The following is a 22,021-nucleotide window of genomic DNA, read 5'->3' as shown; positions in this document are numbered from 1 at the left end:
CGGAATCTGGGGTAGATAATGACCGATCCCACGGTGACGCGACTCTTCGGCGGTCCGGGTAGCGGGAAGACCACGGCGCTTCTGGACCGCGTCGAGGGGATCCTCGACGACGAGGACACGGACGTTCGCGACGTGCTCGTCGTCTCGTACACGCGCGCTGCCGCGGCCGAGATCCGGGAACGGCTCGCCGAGCGGCTCGACGTCTCTCCCCGGAGCCTTCAGGGGAACGTCAGCACGATGCACGCGAAGGCGTACGAGCTGCTCGACCTCTCTCGCGGTGACGTGGTCGGCGAGGACGACAAGGAGGGATTTTGCGAGGAGTACGGCATCGAATTCGAGGACCAACACGGCGGCGCGGGCCGCCGGACTGCCCGGTCGACGACCATCGGAAACAAGATCATCGCGACCTCACAATGGCTCCAGCGGACCGAGCGCGACGTGGCCGACTGGTACGACGTGCCGTTCCAGTGGAACGTCGAGGAGGTGCGGCTCCCGCCCGAGGAGGACCCGAACGCCCAACAGGGGAACAAGTACACGCCGACGTGGCCCTCCGACGACGACCGAATCGACATCCCCGAGACGATCCGCGCGTGGCGGGCGTATAAGGGCGACAACGACCTCGTCGGCTTCGCCGACATGCTCGAACGAGTCGCCCAGCGCTCGCTCGTCCCGAACGTCGAGTACCTGATCATCGACGAGTTCCAGGATATCACGACGCTGCAGTACAACGTCTTCGAGGAGTGGCAGCCGCACATGCGGAAGGTGCTCATCGCCGGTGACGACGACCAAGTCGTCTACGCGTGGCAGGGCGCTGACCCCGATCTCCTCTTGGACACCGAGGTCGACGAGGACGTGGTTCTCCCGAACTCCTATCGCCTCCCATCGGAGATTCTCAATGTCGTCAATGCGGAGATCCGCCACATCGACAAGCGGCAGGAGAAGGATCTCCACCCTCGCAAGGAGGGTGGCACCGTCGAGGCGATCGAGTCGCCGTCGATGCTCGAACTCGTCCGGAACGTCCGGTACACGGTCGACGACGACGAGGGAAGCGTGATGTGTCTGTTCCGCGCGCGCTACCAGATGTTCGACTTCATCGATGAGTTCATCGACCACGGGATCCCCTTCACAATGTTGACCGACGGGCGGATGTGGACCGACCGGGTGCAAGACTACGTCAGCGCCATCGAGAAGACGGACGCGGGCGATCCCGTGAACGGGCTGGAGGCCCGGCGACTCGCGGACATGCTGCAGGACTCGGCATTCGGCACGCACGACCGCGACGAGTTCTATGACTTCCTCGACGACCGCGAGGAGGCGGCGGACGCCGATGATGTCGCCCAGATCGAAGTGACGGCGGCCGAGCTCGACGACTACATCCCGTTCATGCCGGATACCGCGAGCGCGGACGACATGGTCCGGAAGGTGACGAGCTTCCAGCGCAAGTCGATGGGCGCGTACTTCGACGGCGACTACGGGGGGATGGACCCGACTCGCGTCCGCGTCGGGACGATTCACTCCGCGAAGGGGCGCGAGGCCGATCACGTGTTCGTCGCGACGGATCTCACGGAGAAGGTCGTCGAGCAGATGGCGGCCTCCATCGACGATCCGACGGCGGTCGACGGCGTCGAGGAGTTCACCAAGACGACGAGTCCGGTCCCGCTTCTCACCGACAACGAACGGCGGGTCTTCTACGTCGGGATGTCTCGCGCCCGCGAGCGACTCGTGATCCTAGAGAGCCTCATCAGCGGTGCCCCGACCCTGCCGATCAGCGTCCTCCTGTTTAACGAACTCCGCGAAGAGCCCGCACAGGATCTCGTCGAGGAGGTACAGGCGGAGTTGGCGGTGCCGGAACCGGAGCCGTGAGCGGCGGGAGCGACGACGCCGCGCCCGGCGAGAGTGCCTCCGCTTCCCGACCGCTCCGCACCGATCTCGCGCCGATCGCCGAGGCGGTCGCGGCCGCGGACGCCGATGCCTTCGTCGCGGTCGGCGACCGATTCGACGACGATCTCCGGTACCTCACGCGCTTTTCCGGCCCGGATCGGGCGTACGCGCTGGTCGTCGTCCCGAGCGACGACAGGAGCGACGCCGACGCCGCGGGTCGCGCCGTCTGCTGTGTTCCGTCGCTGTTTCGCGAACGGGCCGACCGTGAGTTCGTCTCGAGCGCACGCACTCAAAGCGAGAATGGAGCCTCTGACGGCGACGGCGAGTTCCACGACGGTGTCGTGCGCGCGGTTCGGACCGAGCGCACCGGTGGCCACGCGGGCGAGCGCGCGGCGGCGGTCGTGCGCGACCTGCTCGGTGACGATGGGAACGAGGACAGCGACGGGAACGAAGACGGTGACCGGACGCTGCTCGTTCCGCCGTCGATCCCCCACGACGCCGCCGTCTACCTCGAACGCGCCGGCAACGCCCTCGCCTCGACCGACGCGGTCGCGGATGCCCGAGCGCGAAAGACCGCGGCCGAGATCGACCGACTTCGCCGCGTCCAACGCGCGGCGGCCACGGGAATGGCACGCGCAGAGACCGTGCTGGCGGAGAGCGCTGTCGACGCGGACGGGACAGGAGAGCCGATTCTCCGCTGGAACGGCGAACCGCTGGCGACGGAGCGACTCCGCCGCGAGGTGAACGCGGCGCTCGCCGTGAGCGGCGTCAGCGACGCCGGCGACACCGCGATCGGCGTCGGACGATCCGCGGCCGACCGTCACTACCGCGGCGACGAACCGATCCGCCCGGGCGAAACGGTGTTGATCGGCGTCTCGCCGCGCGGCCCCGACGGGTATCGCGGCAACCTGACACGGACGTTCGTCGTCGACGGCGACGGCGGTTGGGAGCGGCGGGCGTCCGTCGCGGTCGAGTCGGCTAGGGAGGTCGCACTCGCAGAGATCGAGCCTGGCGTCCCGGCCAAGACCGTCCACGGGGAGACGGCCGCCGAGCTGGCGGCGTACGGCTTCGATCCGAACGCCGACGAGGGCGAGCCCGGATTCCTCCACGACGCCGGCCACGGCGTCGGCATGAGCCGCCACGAGGCACCGTCGCTGTCGCGCGCGGGCGAACTTCGCACCGGACACGTGGTCGCCGTCGATCCGGGCGTGTACGACTCCGCCATTGGCGGCGTCCGGCTGGGTGATCTCGCCGTCGTCACCGAGGACGGCTACGAACTGCTCGCAGAGTACCCGCTCGGGATGGTACCGGCTACACGCGAGTGAACCCGAGACGCGAACGGTCCACGTCTCGACCGCGGCCGGCGCTCACTTCTCGACTGCGGTCGCATCCTCGGGCGTCGCCTCGGCGGGATCCGCTTCGGACGGGTCCGATTCGGTCGCATCCGGATCGGCCGACGCCGCTGCGGAGTCGGACACGACGAACCCGCGGAGCTGACGCGGGAGCAGTCCCGCGAGCAGTTCCCGCAGGATCCGTCCCGGATCGAGGAAGTACTGCGGGAGGACGACCATCGCGGTGGCGACGACAAGTAGACCGACGCCAAGCGCGAGTTCGCCGGCGAGCAGCCGGATGACGGCGTAGTTCGCGAGCGGGAGTGCGAAGACGAGCGACGCCGCCAGTCCGATCATGTCCATCACGCCGAGTCTCATCGGGGTTGGGTTGACTCCCGGGGGACAAAAACGGCTCGTCGCGGGCCGGGTGCTGGATGGTCGCGAGACGGGTACAGGGCGATCGTTGGACGACCGCCGACCGACCGAAGGCCGAACCGATATGTGTCGCGCGCGCTCAGTTCGGATATGTTCACCGGCATCGTCGAGGACACCGGAACGGTCCGCGCGCGGACCGAGACCGCGGACGGGCTCCGACTACGGATCGGCGTCGACGGCTTCGACAACCTCCACCACGGCCAGTCGATAAGCGTCAGCGGCGTCTGTCTCACGGTCGAAGAGTACGCGGTTGGAGGCGGCGGAGCGAACGCTGACGACCCGGCCAAGGACAACTGGTTCGAGGTGTTCCTCGCGAGCGAGACGGTCGCGAAGACGTACCTCGGCGAACTCCGTGAGGGTGACCCCGTCAACGTCGAGCGCGCGATGCCCGCCGACGGACGGTTCGACGGCCATGTGGTGCAGGGTCACGTCGACACCGTCGCCGAGGTGACCGCGATCAAGCGCGTCGGCGAGGACTGGCGGTTCACCTTCTCGATCCCCAAGAGGCACGGTGACTACCTCGTCGATAAGGGATCGGTGACGCTCGACGGAATCTCGCTGACCGTGGCAGAGAAACGGGACGAGGAGTTCGATGTCGCCATCATTCCGACAACCTACGAACTCACGACGCTCTCGGAGAAGTCGGCCGGCGACCCGGTCCACTTGGAGGTTGACGTGATCGCGAAGTACGTCGAGAATATGGTCGGCGGGTACGTCTAGGGTCCATTTAGGAGGAGAGACCGGTATCTGTTTGATTCTCATCCGCGTTTATTTCATCAGAAATGACAGTGAAACAGATAGCAGAGATAGCGTGCGTATTGAACGATTTCCGAAGGACAACACGCGTATGCTAACCGTTCCAAGACACTGCGGTCTCAGGCGCAGTGGGAAGTCAAGCGGGTAGGGCCGGAAAAGCAGAGGCGGATTCTGCCGCCGGGTCAGTCGGCCGCTTCGGGTTCTTCGACCGCCGAACTCTCAACCGTCGGTTCCTCTTCTTCCGCCTTCTCTTCTTCCTCTTTTTTCGCTTTGATCTTCTTCAGCCGGAAGGTCTCCTCGCGCTCCTGTTCTTCGAGTTTCTGCTCGATGTACTCCTGATTCTCGTACAGTCGGGGCAGGAGGGTGAACTCTAGGGCATTCACGCGACGCTTGGTGGTCTCAATCTCCGTGAGCATCTTTTTCATCGCCGTCTCGACTTCGGCAGCGAGGATGATCGACTCAAGGAGTTCCTCGTAAGCGTCGGCTGCCTCGTCGATGCGGGCGGAGGAGCCGAGCAGGCCGTATCCCCGCTCGTCGAGGCTCTTTTTCACCTTCGAGGACTCGATCTGCGGGACGACCACGCCCATGATGTTCTTCGATTGGGTCGTGATCTCGGGGTGCTCTTTCAGCGCCGCGGCCGCGCCCCGAACGGCCACGTCGCCCTCCATCGCTCGGGCCATGTCAATTGTGCGCTGTGCCGTCTCATAGTTCTCGGAGACGTCTGATCGAACATCCTGCGCCTGATCGAGGATGTCCATAAACTCCATAATGAGGCCGTCACGCTTCTGTTCGAGGGTGTCGTGACCGCGCTCGGAGAGTTCGATGCGGTCCTCGATCGCCATCAAATTCTTGCGTGTCGGTTTGACGTCCTTGGCCATCTTGGGGAAACGTTCCGCTCCGAGGTGGTTAATTCTTTTTAGACGCGACGAACCGCATCGCTCGGCAACGCCGCCACTCGAGAGTATATCCCGGCGAAAAAGCGGAATCGAGACGTGACCGATCAGTCGGCCGCTTCGATGACTTCGCGCTCGGAGTCGTCCTCGCGGTAGTGCTCCTCGATAAACTCCTCGTCGATCCGGTTGAGAGCGTCCTTCGGGAGCATCGAGATCAGGTCCCAGCCGATCTCCAGCGTCTCCTCGATGCTGCGGTTCTGGTCGAAGCCTTGGTCGACAAACTCCGACTCGAAGGCGTCCGCGAAGTCGAGATACCTGTTGTCGAGCTCGGAGAGCGCCTCGCGGCCGACGATGTTCACGAGGTCGCGGAGATCCTCGCCCTCCGCATACGCCGCGAACATCTGGTCTTTCACATCGGCGTGGTCCTCGCGCGTGAGTCCCTCGCCGATCCCGTCGTCCATCAGCCGCGACAGGCTGGGAAGGACGTTGATCGGCGGCTGAAGTCCCTGACTGTTCAGGTTGGGATCAACGTAGATCTGCCCCTCCGTGATGTACCCGGTCAGGTCTGGAATCGGGTGGGTGTCGTCGTCGCCCGGCATCGTGAGGATCGGGATCTGCGTCACCGACCCATCACGACCTTGGATCCGTCCGGCTCGCTCGTACAGCTGCGCTAGGTCGGTGTACATGTATCCCGGGTAGCCACGACGACCGGGGACCTCCTCGCGAGCCGCGCCGATCTCGCGGAGCGCCTCGCAGTAGTTGGTCATGTCTGTGAGGATGACGAGGACGTGGTAGTCCTTCTCGAAGGCGAGGTACTCGGCCGTGGTGAGCACCATCCGCGGGGTAACCGTCCGCTCGACTGCGGGGTCGTCCGCGAGGTTCATGAAGACGACGGAGCGCTCCAGCGCGCCGGTGCGCTCGAAGTCCTCCATGAACTCGTTAGCCTCCTCTTGGGTGATCCCCATCGCGCCGAAGATGACAGCAAACTCGGAGCCCTCTTCGTCGTCGCCCTCCTCCTCTTCGGGCACGCTGGCCTGCCGGGCGATCTGCATCGCCAGTTCGCTGTGCGGCTGGCCGGAACTGGAGAAGATCGGGAGCTTCTGTCCGCGAACGAGCGTGTTCATGCCGTCGATCGCGGAGACGCCCGTCTCGATGAACTCCTCCGGGTACTCCCGGGAGTACGGGTTGATCGCCGCGCCGACGATGTCCTGTCGCTCCTCGGGGACAATCTCCGGACCGTCGTCGATCGGACGGCCGGACCCGTCGAGGACCCGCCCGAGCAGATCCTCGGTGACGGGCATCTTCATCGTCTCGCCCAAGAAGCGGACGGACGCGTTCTGGTCAATACCGGAGGTGCCCTCGAACACTTGGATGGCGACGACGCCATCCGAGGATTCGAGCACCTGTCCGCGCAGCGTCTCCCCCTGTGCCGTCTCGATCTCGACGATCTCGTCGTATCCGATGGCCTCGTCGACCTCGGCGTACACCAGCGGGCCGCTGATCTCGGTGATGGTTTGGTACTCTTTCATGTTAGTAGAGGCTCCGGAGTTCCTCGCTGATCTCCGCTTTGAGTTCCTCGACGTACTCCTCGTAGTCCTCTTGGACGCCGATCCGGTTGATCCGGGGTGCGGCCTCGGTGTCGATGATCTCTTCGACCGGCACGCCCGCTTCGAGGGCGTCGAACGCCTCGTCGTTGAACGTCTCGATCGTCGTCAGCATGAGGTACGTCTTCTCTGGCGGACAGAAGGTGTCGACCGGGTGGAACGCGTTCTGTTGCAGATACGCCTCGCGCAGGTAGCGCGCGACTTCCAGTGTCAGCTGCTGGTCGTCCGGCAGGGCGTCTTTCCCGACGAGCTGAACAATCTCCTGTAGCTCGGTCTCCTCGTCGAGCACGTCGACCGCCCACTGGCGCTTTTCGGCCCAGTCGTCTGCGACCTCGTCTTCGAACCACGGGTCGAGCTGGTCTTTGTACAGCGAGTACGACTCATTCCAGTTGATCGACGGGAAGTGACGGCGTTCCGCTAAGTCCGCGTCAAGCGCCCAGAACGTCTTCACGATGCGCAGCGTGTTCTGGGTGACCGGCTCGGAGAAGTCGCCGCCCGGCGGCGACACCGCACCGATCGCCGAGACCGACCCTTCCGTCCCATTGACGTTTTCGAAGTAGCCGGCGCGCTCGTAGAACTGCGCCAGACGGGCGGCGAGGTACGCGGGGTACCCCTCCTCACCGGGCATCTCCTCCAGCCGGGAGGAGATCTCGCGCATCGCCTCCGCCCACCGCGAGGTGGAGTCGGCCATCAGCGCCACATCGTACCCCATGTCACGGTAGTACTCGGCGATCGTGATTCCCGTGTAGATACAGGACTCACGCGCCGCGACGGGCATGTTCGAGGTGTTCGCGATGAGCGAGGTTCGGGCCATCAACGGGTTTCCGTTGGCCGGGTCCTCCAGCTCGGGGAAGTCCTCGATGACCTCGGTCATCTCGTTGCCGCGCTCGCCGCAACCGACGTAGACGATGATGTCCGCGTCGGCGTACTTCGCGAGCTGGTGCTGCGTGACCGTCTTTCCGGAGCCGAACGGTCCCGGAATCGCGGCCGTTCCGCCCTTCGCGATGGGGAACAACCCGTCGAGGATTCGCTGGCCGGACACCAGCGGCGTCCGGGGGGTCTTCTTGTTCGCGGAGGGGCGCGCCTCGCGGACGGGCCACTCCTGATGCATCGAGACGTTCGTCTCGTTGGCGAGTTCGGCCACCGTCTCGGTGACATCAAAGGATCCCGACTCGATCGCGGTGACCTCGGTGGTCTCATCCTCTTCGAGGGCGTCCGGCGGCACCATCACCTTGTGGTCGATGGTGACCGTCTCCTCGACAACGCCGACCACGTCGCCGCGGCCGACCTCGTCGCCGACCTCGACGGCCGGCTCGAACTCCCACTCCTTCTCTAAGTCGATGCCGGGCGCGTCGACCCCGCGGTCGAGGTACGGACTGCCCATCTTGCCCTCCAGCACGTCCAAGGGACGCTGGACGCCGTCGTAGATGGCGTCCAGCACTCCCGGACCAAGGTCGACCGACAGCGGCTCGCCCGTGTTCTCGACGGGTTCGCCGGGGGCGACCCCGGAGGTTTCCTCGTACACCTGAACGGTCGTGAGGTCGCCTTCGATCTCGATCACTTCCCCCATGAGGCCTTCGTCGCCGACGTAGACGACGTCGTTCATGCGGGCGTCGAGATCGCGGGCGGTCACGACCGGACCGCTCACGCTCTGAATGACGCCGTCGTCGGAGACGGCGTCGGTTGTGTCTGCTTTGCTCATGTTAGTCGTCCTCCTCCATCAGGTCGATCCCGATGGCTCGTTTGATCTGGTCGCGCAGCCCGCCGCTGCCTGCGCCGGACCCGCCGAGCGTGACGAGCACGGGCTCGATGCTCCCCTCGACCGCGTCGCGGGTCCCCCGCGAGAGGTGGTCGAGGTCGTCGTCGTGCATCACGATGATGCCGGTTCCCTCGTCGTCGAGGGTCCGCTCGACGGCGTCGTCGAGCCGCTCGTCCTTCTCGTTGTCCGGTACGTTCTCGAACTTCCGCACGCCAGCGAGCCGGAATCCAGTCGTGAATTCCGGACTGCCGACGACGGCGATCTCTTGGCTCATGTTATCACCAGCTCCGATTCGATCTCGTCGGCCGACAGACCGGCCTCCTTCCCGCGGGCGATGGCCCGGATATTCTCTACCTCACGTTCCTTCGCGAGGATGTAGGAAATGACCGGCGTGATCGACACCGGGTGGATCGTACCCAGCCGGTCGCCGTACGCCAACAGCGCGGCGTCCGTCGCGTGCTCGAACGCGATGAGGCTGTCCGCCTCTTCGAGCTCGCGCAGCGCCGGGCCGAGCTCGTCGCCGTACTGGCTGTCGGCGATGTACTCCACGAGCTCGTCGAGGTTCCGGGCGAGCCGCGCGAGCGACCCCCGAGTGAACAGCTCGCCGCCCTCGATGAAGTACGCCGCGGGGTCGATGTCGGCACCCGACCGGGCGAGCCGAAGGGCATTCGTCGCGTTTCGGAAGTCGACTTCGGCCTTGAGGAACGCCTCGTACTGCCGAGTCGGTTCGTCGCTGTCGAGCCCCGACAGGAGCCGCTCGTAGAACGCGCGGTCGACGGCGTTTTCGAGCGGCACCAGCACGCCCGTCTCCTCGTACTCGGCGTACGCCGCACGGAGCGGATCGCCGTAGATCGTGTCTTCGAGCACCTCGACGACCGCGTCGATCGAGTCGGTCTCCAAGAGCCGACGGATCCGCCGGTCGTCGAACTCCCCGGCGCGAATCAGGTCGGATTCGATCGCAGACTGGTCCGCGTCGGTGTAGACGCCACGAATGACCGTCTTGACGTTCCACGCGTCGAACTTGCGGAGATACCGGGCGATGAGGCCGTACAGTGACCCCTCGCTCCAATCTAAGATCGCGTCGAACTGCTCCGCGAGGTTCTGGTTCAGCGCGTACTCGATGAGGTCGACGCCGCTGTGTCGACTCCCCAAAGCGTTGATCTCGTCCCCGTAGCTCGACTCCTCCATGAACCGGGCGATTTCCGCCGGACCCATGCGTGTGAGCTTGCGGTACTCCTCGTCCCCGTAGAGGCTGCCGCGGCGGGCACGAACCCGCGCGACGACGTACTCTGGGTTCGAGCTGCCGACAGCGCTCATTGGTCGAACAGTCGCTCCGAGATGTGTTTCAACTCGTCGTCCCAGACGGAGTCTAGGATCGAGTCGAACGTGTTGTTCACCCGAACGCGAGAGGTGTCGCTTTCCGCGACGACGCCGCCGAGACAGTCGACTTCGCCGTCGACCGCGGCGTTGCGGTCCGCGACGAGGTCCTCAAGCAGATCGACATCCTCGGCGCGGGTGTAGACGGCGACCTCCTCGTCGTCGAACTCCGCGAGCGTCGCATCGAGAAGCGTCTCGGTCAGCTCACGGCGACGGTCGCCGTCGAGCGACTCGATGGTGGCCTCGACATCGTCGTAGACGTCTTCAAGGACGTCTCGACGCGCGGAGAGTCGCTCCTGTTTGGCCTCGAGTTTGGCCGACGAGAGCGTTTGCTCGCGCTCCTGTTCGATCTGGCGATCGATCTCGGCGAGCCGCTCTTCGCGGATGCGCTCGGCGTCGGCTTCCGCCTCGGCGACGATCTCGTCCGCCTCGGACTCCGCCGCCTCACGGATTTCCTCTGCACGCGCGCGGGCTTCGTCTCGAACGTCCTCAACGACAGTGTCCAAACTCATTGGTGTGGAAAGGGGGAACCGCTTAGACGATGAAGACGACGACGAGTGCGAGAATGACAATCGTCTCGGGGAGGACCGTCAGAATGAGCCCGTTGACGAACAGATCGTCGTCTTCGGCCATCGCGCCGACGGCAGCCGATCCGATTCCACGCTCCGCGTAGCCCGCTCCGAGCGCCGCCAGTCCGACGGCGAGCGCCGCCGCGGCGCTAGGGTTAGTGAGCGTTCCTCCGGCCTGCAGTGCGACATTCCCGAGTTCGTTGGTAGCTTCAAGCATTGGTAGTAGTTGCGGTTGCTCGTCTCCGAACAGTTGCTAGTTGCCCCTACAGGAGTCATAAAGCTTCCCAAAACAACCGAACGGAGCCCCCGAGACGCGAGACACAGACAGTGCTCTCGGTGGTATCGACCGCAGAAAATTCGCCGGATCGCAGCGCTGAACGCGACGGCTACTCGTCGGCGGTGTACTCTCGGTCGTAGCCGAACGGCAGGTACGCGTCCCCGCCGCCCTCGTAGAAGTTCCCGAAGAACTCCACGTACTCGAGACGCACCGCCTGAATACCGGCGGACGTGATCCCGAGCGCGAGCACGACGATGTGTCCGACGACCGCGACGAGGATACCGCCGACGAGCGCGAGGACGCCGACGGCTCCGACGGAGGCCGGGTCGAACGCGGTCGTCATCCCCGCGAAGACCAGCTCGTAGTCTCCGGGGTGGCTCTGCACGTATTCGAGGTAGTCGGCACTGAAGATGAAGTGGAAGCTTCCCTCACCGCTCTCGTCGATGTACGCGCCGAACGCGAGCAGGTTCACCGCGAGCGCCATTCCGCCCTTCGCGAGCAGCACGGCCATGATCCGGGCGTACGAGATGACGTTGACGATCGGCGAGAGCACCTCCGCGAGTTCTGGAGGTTCGCCGATCGCGAGCAGGACGACGCCCGCGAGGATGGCCGCGAGAGCGGCGTACCCGACTGCGACCGGGAAGCCGGCGAACGAGACCGCTCCGAAGGTGAGTATCGAGAAGGACTCGAAGAGGAACTCCGGCTTCGGGCCGGGGAGGTGCTGGCTGAAGATCCAGATCCACGCGCCGTTGAGGATCAGCAGCCACGAGCCGCCCTCGTACAGCGCGTGTTTCAGGTCGTGCTGCTGGTAGTTGCTCACGAACGAGAGGACGTGTCCCACGTTCAGGTGCGCGAGGCCGAACAGCACGCTGGCGACGAGGAACGACAGCGCCCAGTCGATATCAGCTGGCGAGAGCCCCTTCCCAGCGACCGGCCAGTGAACGTCGCCCGGCAGGAGCTGGTAGGCGTGATAGCCGAACACGTCGATACCGAAGTAGATCCCGAACAGGATCGTGAAGCCGCCGGCCCACAGCGCGACGGCTCCGAGTTCGCGGAACGTCCCCTCGTACCTGCTGTACAGGAAATAGCCGATGGCGGCGTACAACACGCCGTACCCCACGTCGCCGATCATGAAGCCGAACATGAGCGGGAACGTGAGGAAGACGAGAAGCGTCGGATCAAACTCCGCGTACTTCGGCCGTCCGAAGCCCTTCACGAGCAGTTCGAAGGGACCGGCCGCGCTCCCGTTGTTCTGGACGACCGGCGGGTCGTCGCTGCCGTGGGGCGCGTGGCCGCCGTCTGTGGCTGCCTCGCGCTCGGTCTCGTCCGTGGCGTCCGCGTCGCCGCTCGCCGCCGCGGTGTTGGCGTCCGCGTCGCCGCTCGCCGCTGCGGTGTCGCCGCCCGCGGAGCCGCCGTCGGCGACGGCCTCGGTGTGGTGGTCCCCGTCGGGGGTGAACGACGCGCGTTCCAGTTCCTCGACCTCGGCGTGGTCACCGACCGCGTCGGTGATCGCCGCCTCGAGATCGGAGAACGTCTCGGTCGGCACCCATCCCTCGGCGATGAAGGCGTTCTCGGTCGTCGCAAAGGAGAGCGGGGCCTGCTTCTTTTCGGCCTCGATCGTGAGCTGCTCTTCGGCGCGCAACAGGAAGCCCGCGGCCTCCGATTTCACGTCGGACAGCTCGGATTCGACCGCCACAAGGTCGTCTCGGAGGTCGGCCTGTTCCGCTTCGAGTTCGGCCACGTACTCCGAGGGGCTCGCCTCCGCGTCCGGCACGTCGAGCAGGGCGATGTCGACGCCGACGAGCGAGTCCTGAAGGACGCCCTCGTCAGCTCCCGCCGCGGGCTTCGCGAAGACGGCGACCACGTCGCCGCCCGCGAACACCTCGTACGCGTCTATCCCCTCCGCACCGGCGAGCGCGCCTTCGACCGCGTCGGGTTTCGCCTCCCCGACGACGACTTCGAGTGAGTCGTAGCCGCCGAGCAGGTCGAGCGCGATGCCGAGGTCCGCGAACGGCTCCATCCGGTCTATCTCCTCTTGTCTGTCGCGGATCTGGGTTCGCAGTTCGTCGCGCCGGTCGTTGAGTTCGTTGACCCGCTCGCGCACGTCGTCCAGTTCCGCCGCGAGGTCCTCGTCGTCGAGCGCGCGGGCGGGGTCGACGTCCGCGTCGTCGACATCGAGGATGCTTTCGAGCGACCGAACAGTGACGAGTCGCTCGTTAACGTCTTCGGCTCCGTCGAGCGACGCGCCGGGCTCGAAGCCCTCGTAGCGCTCGTCGTAGTCGGTGACGTGCAGCGAGTGGTGGTCGTACGCCGCTTCGATCACGTCGTCGATGACGCGCTTCGAGCCCGTCACCGACACCTTGCTCATCCGCTCAGGCCTGAGCATCCACCGCCTCCTCGGCCTGTTGGGTCACCGCTTCTTCGAACCGTTCGACGGCGTAGTCGACGGCAGTGTCCACTCTGTCGCGGGCCTCGCGTTCGAGCTCGTCGCGGTCGGCACGACCCGATTCGAGGATCTCCTCGCGCCGCTCCTCGATCTCCTCGCGGGCCGCTTCGAGCCGCTCTTCGGCCTCGGAAGCCGCCTCCTCCTCGGCCTCGTCGCGGATCTCTTCCGCGCGCTGTCGAGCCTTAGCGAGGCGCTCGTCGGCGTCCGATTCCGCCTCCGCGATGATCTCGTCCGCCTCCGTTTCAGCCTGCTTGATCCGGTCGAGCACCTCTGGTCTCGCCATACTACTAATCGCCTGAATCTCTAGAAGCGACGTATAAGGTGTTTGCGAAAGCGAGCGGTGGATCGAACGGCCTCGACCCGCGACGGGTCGGATGCGACCGTTCCTCCAACCGTCCGCTTGCGTCTCTGCGGCCGCCTACATTTAAGTACCAGTCGCCGGACCGTCTCGGTATGGCAACGGTGTATGCGGTCGCCTCGGCGAAAGGTGGGGTCGGAAAGACCACCACGACCGCGGCGATAGCGACGATCCTGGCCGACGCCGGTGCCGATGTCGTCGCGGTCGACGCCGACATCGGCATGGCGAATCTCGCGGGAGCGGTCGGTGTCGAACCGGGAGAGACCACCCTCCACGACGTGCTCTCCGGACGGGCCGACCCGATCGACGCGGTTCGATCGGGGCCAGCCGGCCTGCGCGTCGTTCCGGGAGCGGCCGACCTTGACGCGTACGCGGCGGCCGACCCGTCCGGGCTCCGCGAGGTCGTCGCCGCCTTCGACGACGCCGACTACGTCTTCCTCGACGCGGGCGCGGGACTCTCGCACGACTCGACGCTGCCGCTCGGGCTCGCGGACGAGACCCTGCTCGTCTCGACGGCCGAACGCAACGCCCTCGGCGACACCGAGAAGACCCGACAACTGACGGAGCGGCTCGGCGGCACGGTCGCCGGCGTGGCGATCGCGCGCGTCGGTGCCGATGGTGCGACGGACGACGAGATCGCGCGCGTCCTCGACGCGCTCGTCCTCGGTCGGATCCCTGACGACCCTGCCGTGTCGCGGGCGGTGACGGCGAACGAGCCGCTGGTGACGTTCGCTCCGGATGCGCCCGCGTCCCGCGCGTATCGCGACCTTGCCCGGACGCTGACCGGCGCGGAGATCCCCGAACCGGAATCCGCCACCGCGGCCGAATCGGAGTCCGCCGATACGACGATGGCGACATCGACGGGCGGAGACGACCGAGACGGCGACGCGGCTGCGCCCTCCGACGAGAGCGTGGACAGCACCGCCGCCGACACCGAAGAGGACGCCGACACCGAAGAGGACCCGAATTCGGCGGAGGCCGACGGCGATGATATCATCGTTGCCGACGCCGACTCGGGCGGGCTTGACGAGCCGGCCGACGGGCGGGAGATCATCATCGCCGACGAGTCGCCCGTGTCAGATGACGAGGGCGACGCCGAATCGCCGGAGTCAGAGTCGGCGCACGACAGTCCAGAAGGCGACGCGGGCGACGACCTCGATGGCGACACGCAGACCGTCGGCAACGACCACGTCGACGGCGACGACCTCGAATCGATGATCGAAGACGAGGCGGGCGAGGCGGCGTTCGACTCGGACCGCGGGCCGGCGGATGACCAGTCGACGGGCCTCGACTCGGTGGACAGCGAATCGGCGGATCGAGAAACGGACGACGAATCGGTAGACCGCAAAGCGGTTGATGACGAGCCAGCGACTCGCGAGACGGCGGACGACACACCGGAAGAGGAGTCACCCGCCGACGCGACCGACGCGTCGGACCGCGACATCGACGACGAGCTCGCCGGGAGCGTCCCGTTCCGGGACGACGACACCGGGACGATGAACACCGTCCTCTCGGAGCGGAGCGGGTCCGGCGATCAGCAGGACTCGGCGGACTCCGACGATGGGAACGCAGACTCCGACGAAAGCGACGGCGACGACGATGATACAGACGGCGACGGGTTCTTCAGTCGGTTGTTCGGTCGGTAATCACGGGTAGCGGAACGGAGCGTGAAAAGCGATCTGGGCTCGTCGCGGTCGGTCGGATCAGGCTTCTGAGGGAACCGCCGCCCGGTCGCGGATGAGTTCGCGGATCTCTTCGGGGTCGGAGATGCCGGCGAGTTCCTTACAGGACACCAAGGCGGTGCCGTCGACCGACTCGCGTCGCTCGTCTCCCTCGGTGAAGTACACGGACCGGGTCTGGGCCACCTCGCCGATGGAGGACATGATCCGCGCGCGTTTCTCCGCGGCTGGCGTGAACGCCGAGTGACCGGTGAGCACGCGCGTCACGGCACTGTTCTCGTCCTCCGAGACGGCCTTGAACGGGGCCCGGGCCGTCGGATGCACCGTGAACCCGGCGCGCGTGAGCACGTGGACGACGTGCTCGTCGTCCGGGTCAGTGTCGGGTGCTGCGGGCGTCGGGTCCGCGTCGCGGACCGCGTCCGCGCCGTCGAGGACCTCGACGGGGCTCGAAAACGGTTCGTCGAACAGCTCTTCGAGCTGGATCGCGACTTCGATGGAGGCGTTCATCCCGTCCTCGTACTTCGAGACGGTCCGTCGGGAGACGCCGAGTTCGGTCGCGAGCCGGCCCAGCGACCAGCCGCGCTCCTCGCGCTCGTCGGCGAGTAAGTCACCGTCGAGGCTGACGTACAGCCCGCCCGGGGCCGCGTATATGAGTGGCGGCATTCCCTCGACGAACAGCTCGTAGGCGGTGTCCGGGTTGATAACCGGGACGCCGTGGCGGAAGTAGACGACGCCGGGCTTCAGATCCTCGTCGCGCGTTCGGATTCCGATCACCATCGGCGTCGCCTGCAGGTACTCGCCGAGGCGTCTCATCTCCGCGCCGGTCTCCGCGTCGAGGGCGTCGACGTTGCCGAGGATCTTCAGTAACAGCAGGTCCTTGTCGCGGCGCGCCGCCACGTCGAAGCTCTTGGGCCGGACCGCACACCGGTCGCTCACGAGGAAGCCCGCGTCCTCCAGCATCGCGGTGACGTTCCCGATTAGCGCAGTCCGGGACATGGTCGAACCAAGCGGCTCAGCGTATATATGCGTTGTGTCAGTCGCACGACCTCGAACGCGCCGCTCGCTTGCGATTTCGGTCCGATCGATCCCAGACCAGGGTATATATAGCTCCCGAGCGGCGCGGCCGCTGATGCGCGTTCGGACCGCGACCGGCGACGGGTCGGCCCGAAACCGGTTTGTCTGCGAGGCGAAAAGCGGAGGTATGCCAATCGTCGCCGTCGATGACACCGACTCCCGCGAGCGCGGGATGTGCACGACGTACGTCGGCGCGCGCCTCGCCGAGCGCCTCGCGGCCGCCGGCGGTCGGGTCGAGCGACGATTTCTCGTCCGCCTCAACCCGGCCGTGAAACACAAGACCCGCGGAAACGCGGCCGTCGCGATCCATGTCGACGAAATCGACGCCGCCGACGCCTTCGAGATCGGCGCGGCGACCGTCCGCGAGTTCGCGGTCCCGGCGGATCCCCGCACCTCGCCCGGACTCGTCGTCGCCCCCGTCGAGCCCGCTGCGGTCCCGACGGATGTCGCAGCGTTCGCGCGGCGCGCGCTCCGTCACCGGCTTACGCTCGACGAGGCCGCGTCGCTCGCGGAGGCTCACGGCTATCGTCACGCCGCCTTCGGTACCGGTGGCGCTGGTCTCGCGGGCGGTGCGGGCGACGCTGACGACCCGATCGCTTCCGACATCGCGGAGGGCGGTGTGCCGGGTCGCGGCCGCATCGGCGCGCTCGCCGCGGTCGGCGCGCTCGCCGCGTTCGACGACTGGACGGTCGAACACATCGCCTACCGCGACCTAGTCCGCTGCGGAACGCCCCGCGATGTCGACGCCGAGAGCGTCTTCGCAGCCGCTGACGCGGCGTACCCGACCGTCTGGGACACTGTCGATCGAGCCACGGGTGAGATCGTGTGCGTCCCCAACGCGCCGGGGCCGATCCTCTACGGAATCCGCGGAGACGACGCCGCGGCCTGTCGGGAGGTCGCCGCGTCTATCGAGAGCGAAGCGGTCGCGCGCACCGAGACATTCATGACGAACCAAGGGACCGACGCGCACCTCGCGGCGGGGGATGTCGGAGACCTCCGCGACGGCGCGGGCTACCGCGTCGACGGCGTCGTCGCGAGCGACCCGGAGACGAGACGCGGCGGACACGTCCACGTCGACGTTGCGGCGGGAGACGACGGAAGTAGCGCGGACACGGATAGCGACGGCGACGACGATGACGATGGCAACGGCGGCGACGCCAGCGACGACTTCGACGGCGACGATCGGATCCGGTGCGTCGCGTTCGAGCCCACCGGTCGGTTCCGCGACCACGTCCGCGCGCTCCGACCGGGCGACCGGGTGACGGTCTGTGGCGAACACGAGTGGCGAGCCCTCCCGGGTCGGGACGAGGAGTCGGGAACGCTAAAGCTGGAAAAGATCGCGGTCAGAGGGCTCGTCCGCACCGAGCGAGCGGTCCCGACGTGTTCCGAGTGCGGTCGGTCGATGTCGTCCGCGGGGAAAAATCAAGGATATCGCTGTCGTCGATGCGGGACCGGCGAACCCGAAAAAGTCGAGCGAGAGGTCGACCGCGCGATCGAGACCGGCTGGTACGAAGTGCCGCCGAGCGCCCGGCGTCACGTCGCGAAGCCGCTCGTGCGGGGCGGGTTCGACGCGCCGGTTCACCCGGAGCGGTAGCCGGACTGCTGGAGCGGTAGCCGGACTGTCGGACCCGGGTACGCGTCCGCGTCGGCGTCGAGCGCTTATTCCAGATCGTGGGCCGTCCGCCACTCGGCGGCGCGGTCGAGGGCCGCCTCGCGCGCGTCGTATCGCTCGCGCTCGTAGGTCGACTCGTCGGCCGCCTGCTCCATGATATCCAGTCGGACGACGAAGCCGCCGTCGGCGCGCTCGCGGACCCGAACCGTCGCGTACCCGTCCGACCGCTCCCACTCCGTGATCACATCGTCCTCCCGACCGAGCGTCCAATTCATACCGGAGACGGCGGTTCCGGCGGTTAAAACGACGCGGTTCGGCGGTCTGGCGGCGGCGCGGCCGATCGCGGTGTGGCCGAGTACGCACAGCATGGACAGACCGCGTACCCGAGCGCGTCGTACGGCACCGACGCCGACGGGGCCGTCACGTCACATTCGGGGCAGTCGAACAGTCCGCCGTCGGTCGTGTCCACGTACCCATTGTTCGCCTCCATGCGCCACGGTACCACGAACACCGACATAAGTATGTGTTCCCTGAAACGATCTATACTGATGAGAAACGGCCGTTTCAGTGTCTGAAACGACGCATATTCGGCCCTTGCACTCTCGATATGGGGATGTCGCACCGGGCTGCGGAGCAGCGGCGGACCGACGACCGCGGCGTATATCCGAGTCCCGAGCGGAGGGACGGTATGACCGCGGAGCGCGGCACGGACGAGGAGACCGGTAGCGCGGAGGCAACAGGTGATACCGATGCGGCCGACGACACCCACGCGGAGCGTCGCGAGCGCGCGGCCGACCGCCTCCGCGAGACCGACGCCGACGGACTGATCTGCTTTCCGAGCCGCAACCTCCAGTATCTCACCGGATTCGCGACGGAGCCGGACGAGCGACACTTCCTTTTCGTCGTTCCGGCGACCGATCACCCGTGCGACGAGCCGGTGTTGTTCGTTCCGGCCCTGTACGAGGCGCAGGTGCGTGCGGAGACGACCGTCGCGGACGTGCGGACGTGGACCGACGGCGACGATCCGCGGGCTGCCGTCCGCGACCTGCTCGACGCGTGCGACCTCCGCGACGGGCGACTCCTCGTCGACGACACGATGTGGGCGACGTTCACGCAGGACCTGCGTGCGGCCGCGCCGGACGCGACGTGGGGGCTCGCGAGCGAGGCGCTCTCGCGCCTCCGCGTGCGTAAAGACAGTACCGAACTAGCGGCGATGCGGGCGGCCGCGGCGGCCGCGGACGCGACGGTCGCCGATCTCCGCGACCTCGGCGCGGAGGCGGTCGGGATGACAGAGTCGGACCTCGCCGAGTGGATCGTCGACCGCATGGAGACACACGGCGGACGCGGGGCCGCCTTCGGACCGATCGTCGGGGCGGGGCCGAACGGCGCGAAGCCGCATCACGGACACGGCGACCGGGAGATCGCGGCGGGTGAGCCCATCGTGTGTGACTTCGGCACACGCGTCGACGGATACCCCTCCGACCAGACGCGGACGCTCGTCTTCGGCGGCGACCCGCCGGCGGCGTACGCGGAGATCCACGAGGTCGTCCGCGAGGCGCAGACGGCCGCGGTCGACGCCGTCGAACCGGGTGTGTCCGCCGAGGCCGTCGATCGGGCGGCCAGAGCCGTCATCGAGGACGCGGGCTACGGCGACGCGTTCGTCCACCGGACCGGTCACGGCGTGGGGCTCGACGTCCACGAGGAGCCGTACATCGTCGCGGGCAACGACCGCCCGCTGGAGCCGGGGATGGTGTTCTCCGTCGAGCCCGGGATCTACCTCGACGGCCGGTTCGGCTGCCGGATCGAGGACCTCGTCGTGGTCACCGACGACGGGTGCGAGCGCCTGAACGAGACCGACCGCGGCTGGCGCTGACCGGCGGGGAGTCGGGGAGCACGGTGGAGCCGACCCGAACAGCATCGAAACCATTAGTGTCGCCGGAACGGAATCGGCAGGTATGAGCGACACCGACGAGGCCGAGGGGGCTGACGAAGCCGAGGAGGCCGAAGAGGTCGAACCGGTCGTCGAACTCGGCGATCGAGTGGACGTGGCCGGCGAGCCGATCGCGCGCGTCGCGTCCCGGCTCACGTGGCCCGCCGCCCGCAGCGACGTGGTGAACCAAGAGGGCGACGCCGCGATCCGAACGCCGGACGGTCCGCGCGACCTCGACGACGTGCTCGCAGACGCCGATATTCCACTGTTCGAGAGCCGGAGCGAGTTCGTCACCACGGTCGAGGACCTGGTCGGTCGCGGCCCGGTCGCGACGGAGTAGTCCGAGCGGGGTCACCGTCGACCGCACGCTCCGAGCGTACCGCTCCCGCCGCGGACTTTTTACTCGGGCGACGCCGACTCGGTGTATGGTACTTCCGTTCGATCCGCACGAGCTCGACCCCGACGCGTACGGCGAGACGACGGCGACGCTGTCGACCGATCACGAGTCGGCGATCGAGCGCGTTCGCGAAGTGTGCGCCGACGCCGGGTTCGGCGTCCCCGTCGAGTTCTCGCCGTCTGAACTGTTGAACGAGAAAGTGGGTGCCGACCGCGACCCGTACTACGTGCTCGGCGCGTGTAACCCGGCGATGGCGGACCGCGCGCTCGACGCGACGGACGGCCGGATCGGCGGGCTGTTTCCCTGTAACATGGTGATCCACGAGGTCGCACCCGGCAAACAGGAGGTGTATCACGTCTCGATCATGAAGATCGCTCGCCTGCTCGGGATGCCGACAGATGACGAGGCGATGAACCAAATTGTCGACGACACCGGCGAGATGGTTGACGCCGTGTTCACGGAACTGGCGGCCGGCGAGTAAGCGGCGTCGACCGATGCGGCGCGGAGAGTCCTAGTCGTCCGCGGTCGCTGCGTCCGGTTCCGGTTCGTACAGCTCCCCGGCGCGCTCGCGCTCGGAGAGGTACTCGTCGGCGTCGAGCGCGGCCTGACACCCCATGCCGGCGGCGGTCACCGCTTGCTGGTAGTGGAAGTCGACCACGTCGCCCGCGCCGAACAGCCCGTCGACGCCCGTGTCGGTCTGGTTGCCGCCGCGACCGCCCTCGGTGATCAGGTACCCGTCGGCGTCGGTCTCGACGCCGGTCCCCTCCAAGTAGTCGGTGTTCGGCGTGTGGCCGATGGCGAAGAAGACCGCGCCCACGTCGAAGTCGTACTCCTCGACCTCCTCGGCGGTCGCGGGGTCGTCGAGCTTCGCTTTGGGGTGACCGGCCGGGTGCTCGACGAGCGTGACGTGATCGATCCCCGCTTCGGGCGTCCCGTGGATCTCGGTGAGTTCGGTGTTGAGGAGGAGTTCGATCTCGCCGTCCTCGACCTTCTCCATCGTGCGGTCGATCCAGACGTCCTCGGCGCGGAACTCCTCGCGGCGGTGCGCGATGTAGACGGTGTCCGCGAACTTCGTCAGGAAGTTCGCCTCCTCCATGGCGGCGTCGCCGCCGCCCACGACGAGCATGTCCTCGCCGCGGAAGAACGCGCCGTCACACGTCGCGCACGTCGAGAGGCCGTACCCCATCAGCTCCTCTTCGCCCGGAACGCCGAGCGTCCGCGCGCTGGCCCCCGAGGCGGCGATGACGGCGTCTGCGGTGTAGATGTCGCCGTCGGTGAGTTGGACGCGGAAGTGGCCCGCGGGTTCCTTCGAGATGTCCTCGATGATCCCGTTGCGGGTGTCCGCGCCGAACTTCGTCGCCTGCTCTTTCATGTTGTTGATGAGATCGGGTCCGGAGATCCCCTCGGGGAATCCGGGGTAGTTCTCCACGTCGGTGGTGAGCGTGAGCTGGCCGCCCGGCTCGTCACCCTCGATGATCAGGGGGTCGTTGTTCGATCGCGCGGCGTAGATCCCGGCGGTGAGCCCGGAGATACCCGTGCCGGCGATGATCAGCCGGCGGTGTTCGACGGCGTCGTCGGTCATGTCTCGACGTTCGCCGTCGCGAAGTATGTAGGTTGCGCCCTCGGGCGCGGAGTGCGGGCGG

At 66.9% G+C, this 22,021-nt stretch carries 22 protein-coding genes; 8 read left to right on the top strand and 14 right to left on the bottom strand.

The features are described 5' to 3' along the window. The first annotated feature begins 18 nt into the window (after positions 1 to 18). Both NO887_RS01485 and NO887_RS01480 read left to right on the top strand, forming a co-directional pair. A complete protein-coding gene (locus NO887_RS01485; protein WP_256416737.1) occupies positions 19 to 1,863 on the top strand; it encodes a UvrD-helicase domain-containing protein in 1,845 nt (614 codons plus the stop codon). Continuing rightward, on the top strand, positions 1,860 to 3,206 hold the full coding sequence (locus NO887_RS01480; protein ID WP_256416736.1) for a M24 family metallopeptidase: 1,347 nt from the start codon (positions 1,860 to 1,862) through the stop codon (positions 3,204 to 3,206). The genes NO887_RS01485 and NO887_RS01480 overlap by 4 nt, the downstream gene beginning before the upstream one ends. A gap of 42 nt (positions 3,207 to 3,248) precedes the next feature. Here the strand turns inward: NO887_RS01480 and NO887_RS01475 are convergent, their stop codons facing one another. Continuing rightward, the gene (locus NO887_RS01475; protein ID WP_256416735.1) at positions 3,249 to 3,590 is read right to left on the bottom strand and encodes a DUF7533 family protein; all 342 of its coding nucleotides are present in this window, start codon (positions 3,588 to 3,590) and stop codon (positions 3,249 to 3,251) included. 147 nt (positions 3,591 to 3,737) lie between these two features. Here NO887_RS01475 and NO887_RS01470 point away from each other — a divergent pair, with 147 nt between their 5' ends. After that, complete coding sequence (locus NO887_RS01470; RefSeq protein ID WP_256416734.1) at positions 3,738 to 4,367, top strand: riboflavin synthase; 630 nt, start codon at positions 3,738 to 3,740, stop codon at positions 4,365 to 4,367. A gap of 218 nt (positions 4,368 to 4,585) precedes the next feature. Here the strand turns inward: NO887_RS01470 and NO887_RS01465 are convergent, their stop codons facing one another. From NO887_RS01465 to ahaH, 9 genes are all read right to left on the bottom strand, one after another. Beyond that, positions 4,586 to 5,281, bottom strand: a complete 696-nt coding sequence (locus NO887_RS01465) for a V-type ATP synthase subunit D (RefSeq protein ID WP_256416733.1) — start codon at positions 5,279 to 5,281, stop codon at positions 4,586 to 4,588. A 122-nt stretch (positions 5,282 to 5,403) separates the two neighbouring features. Next, the gene (locus NO887_RS01460) at positions 5,404 to 6,825 is read right to left on the bottom strand and encodes a V-type ATP synthase subunit B (RefSeq protein WP_256416732.1); all 1,422 of its coding nucleotides are present in this window, start codon (positions 6,823 to 6,825) and stop codon (positions 5,404 to 5,406) included. Between the two features lies 1 nt (position 6,826). After that, complete coding sequence (locus NO887_RS01455; RefSeq protein ID WP_256416731.1) at positions 6,827 to 8,602, bottom strand: ATP synthase subunit A; 1,776 nt, start codon at positions 8,600 to 8,602, stop codon at positions 6,827 to 6,829. Between the two features lies 1 nt (position 8,603). Next, positions 8,604 to 8,933, bottom strand: coding sequence for a V-type ATP synthase subunit F (locus NO887_RS01450; RefSeq protein WP_256416730.1), 330 nt, complete (start codon positions 8,931 to 8,933; stop codon positions 8,604 to 8,606). Continuing rightward, positions 8,930 to 9,976 carry a V-type ATP synthase subunit C gene (locus NO887_RS01445; RefSeq protein WP_256416729.1) on the bottom strand — a complete coding sequence of 349 codons (1,047 nt, stop codon included), beginning with the start codon at positions 9,974 to 9,976 and terminating at the stop codon, positions 8,930 to 8,932. The genes NO887_RS01450 and NO887_RS01445 overlap by 4 nt, the downstream gene beginning before the upstream one ends. After that, positions 9,973 to 10,548 (bottom strand): V-type ATP synthase subunit E, encoded by a 576-nt coding sequence (locus tag NO887_RS01440; RefSeq protein WP_256416728.1) that lies wholly within the window; start codon positions 10,546 to 10,548, stop codon positions 9,973 to 9,975. The genes NO887_RS01445 and NO887_RS01440 overlap by 4 nt, the downstream gene beginning before the upstream one ends. A 22-nt stretch (positions 10,549 to 10,570) precedes the next feature. Further along, positions 10,571 to 10,822 (bottom strand): hypothetical protein, encoded by a 252-nt coding sequence (locus NO887_RS01435; RefSeq protein ID WP_256416727.1) that lies wholly within the window; start codon positions 10,820 to 10,822, stop codon positions 10,571 to 10,573. 169 nt (positions 10,823 to 10,991) lie between these two features. Beyond that, entirely contained in the window at positions 10,992 to 13,250 is a 2,259-nt protein-coding gene (locus NO887_RS01430; protein ID WP_256417013.1) for a V-type ATP synthase subunit I, read from the bottom strand. A 4-nt stretch (positions 13,251 to 13,254) separates the two neighbouring features. Further along, positions 13,255 to 13,611, bottom strand: coding sequence for an ATP synthase archaeal subunit H (gene ahaH, locus NO887_RS01425; RefSeq protein WP_256416726.1), 357 nt, complete (start codon positions 13,609 to 13,611; stop codon positions 13,255 to 13,257). Between the two features lie 170 nt (positions 13,612 to 13,781). Here ahaH and minD point away from each other — a divergent pair, with 170 nt between their 5' ends. After that, entirely contained in the window at positions 13,782 to 15,332 is a 1,551-nt protein-coding gene (gene minD, locus NO887_RS01420; RefSeq protein ID WP_256416725.1) for a cell division ATPase MinD, read from the top strand. Positions 15,333 to 15,389: 57 nt separating this feature from the next. Here minD and NO887_RS01415 read toward each other — a convergent pair whose 3' ends face one another. Then, complete coding sequence (locus NO887_RS01415) at positions 15,390 to 16,361, bottom strand: transcriptional regulator (RefSeq protein ID WP_256416724.1); 972 nt, start codon at positions 16,359 to 16,361, stop codon at positions 15,390 to 15,392. Between the two features lie 205 nt (positions 16,362 to 16,566). Between NO887_RS01415 and NO887_RS01410 the strand changes: the two genes are divergently transcribed. Next, on the top strand, positions 16,567 to 18,033 hold the full coding sequence (locus NO887_RS01410; RefSeq protein ID WP_256417012.1) for a tRNA(Ile)(2)-agmatinylcytidine synthase: 1,467 nt from the start codon (positions 16,567 to 16,569) through the stop codon (positions 18,031 to 18,033). Positions 18,034 to 18,098: 65 nt separating this feature from the next. On the opposite strand, the gene NO887_RS01405 is transcribed toward NO887_RS01410, so the two are convergent. After that, positions 18,099 to 18,326 (bottom strand): DUF7543 family protein, encoded by a 228-nt coding sequence (locus NO887_RS01405; RefSeq protein ID WP_256416723.1) that lies wholly within the window; start codon positions 18,324 to 18,326, stop codon positions 18,099 to 18,101. Between the two features lie 23 nt (positions 18,327 to 18,349). Next, positions 18,350 to 18,541, bottom strand: coding sequence for a hypothetical protein (locus NO887_RS01400; protein ID WP_256417028.1), 192 nt, complete (start codon positions 18,539 to 18,541; stop codon positions 18,350 to 18,352). A 198-nt stretch (positions 18,542 to 18,739) separates the two neighbouring features. On the opposite strand from NO887_RS01400, the gene NO887_RS01395 reads away from it, so the two are divergent. The 3 genes from NO887_RS01395 to NO887_RS01385 all read left to right on the top strand — a co-directional run bounded on the left by NO887_RS01395 (position 18,740) and on the right by NO887_RS01385 (position 20,859). Further along, on the top strand, positions 18,740 to 19,924 hold the full coding sequence (locus NO887_RS01395) for an aminopeptidase P family protein (protein WP_256416722.1): 1,185 nt from the start codon (positions 18,740 to 18,742) through the stop codon (positions 19,922 to 19,924). 82 nt (positions 19,925 to 20,006) lie between these two features. Then, the gene (locus tag NO887_RS01390) at positions 20,007 to 20,321 is read left to right on the top strand and encodes a DUF5789 family protein (RefSeq protein ID WP_256416721.1); all 315 of its coding nucleotides are present in this window, start codon (positions 20,007 to 20,009) and stop codon (positions 20,319 to 20,321) included. An 85-nt stretch (positions 20,322 to 20,406) separates the two neighbouring features. After that, positions 20,407 to 20,859, top strand: a complete 453-nt coding sequence (locus NO887_RS01385; protein ID WP_256416720.1) for a DUF302 domain-containing protein — start codon at positions 20,407 to 20,409, stop codon at positions 20,857 to 20,859. A gap of 30 nt (positions 20,860 to 20,889) precedes the next feature. Here the strand turns inward: NO887_RS01385 and NO887_RS01380 are convergent, their stop codons facing one another. Next, entirely contained in the window at positions 20,890 to 21,960 is a 1,071-nt protein-coding gene (locus NO887_RS01380; protein ID WP_256416719.1) for an NAD(P)/FAD-dependent oxidoreductase, read from the bottom strand. Positions 21,961 to 22,021: the final 61 nt, after the last annotated feature.

The sequence above is a fragment of the Halorubrum laminariae genome, from assembly GCF_024494655.1.
GTDB classification, from domain to species: Archaea; Halobacteriota; Halobacteria; order Halobacteriales; family Haloferacaceae; genus Halorubrum; species Halorubrum laminariae.
Note: the sequence above shows the minus strand (reverse complement) of the source record. Positions and strands in the feature narration are given on the sequence as shown.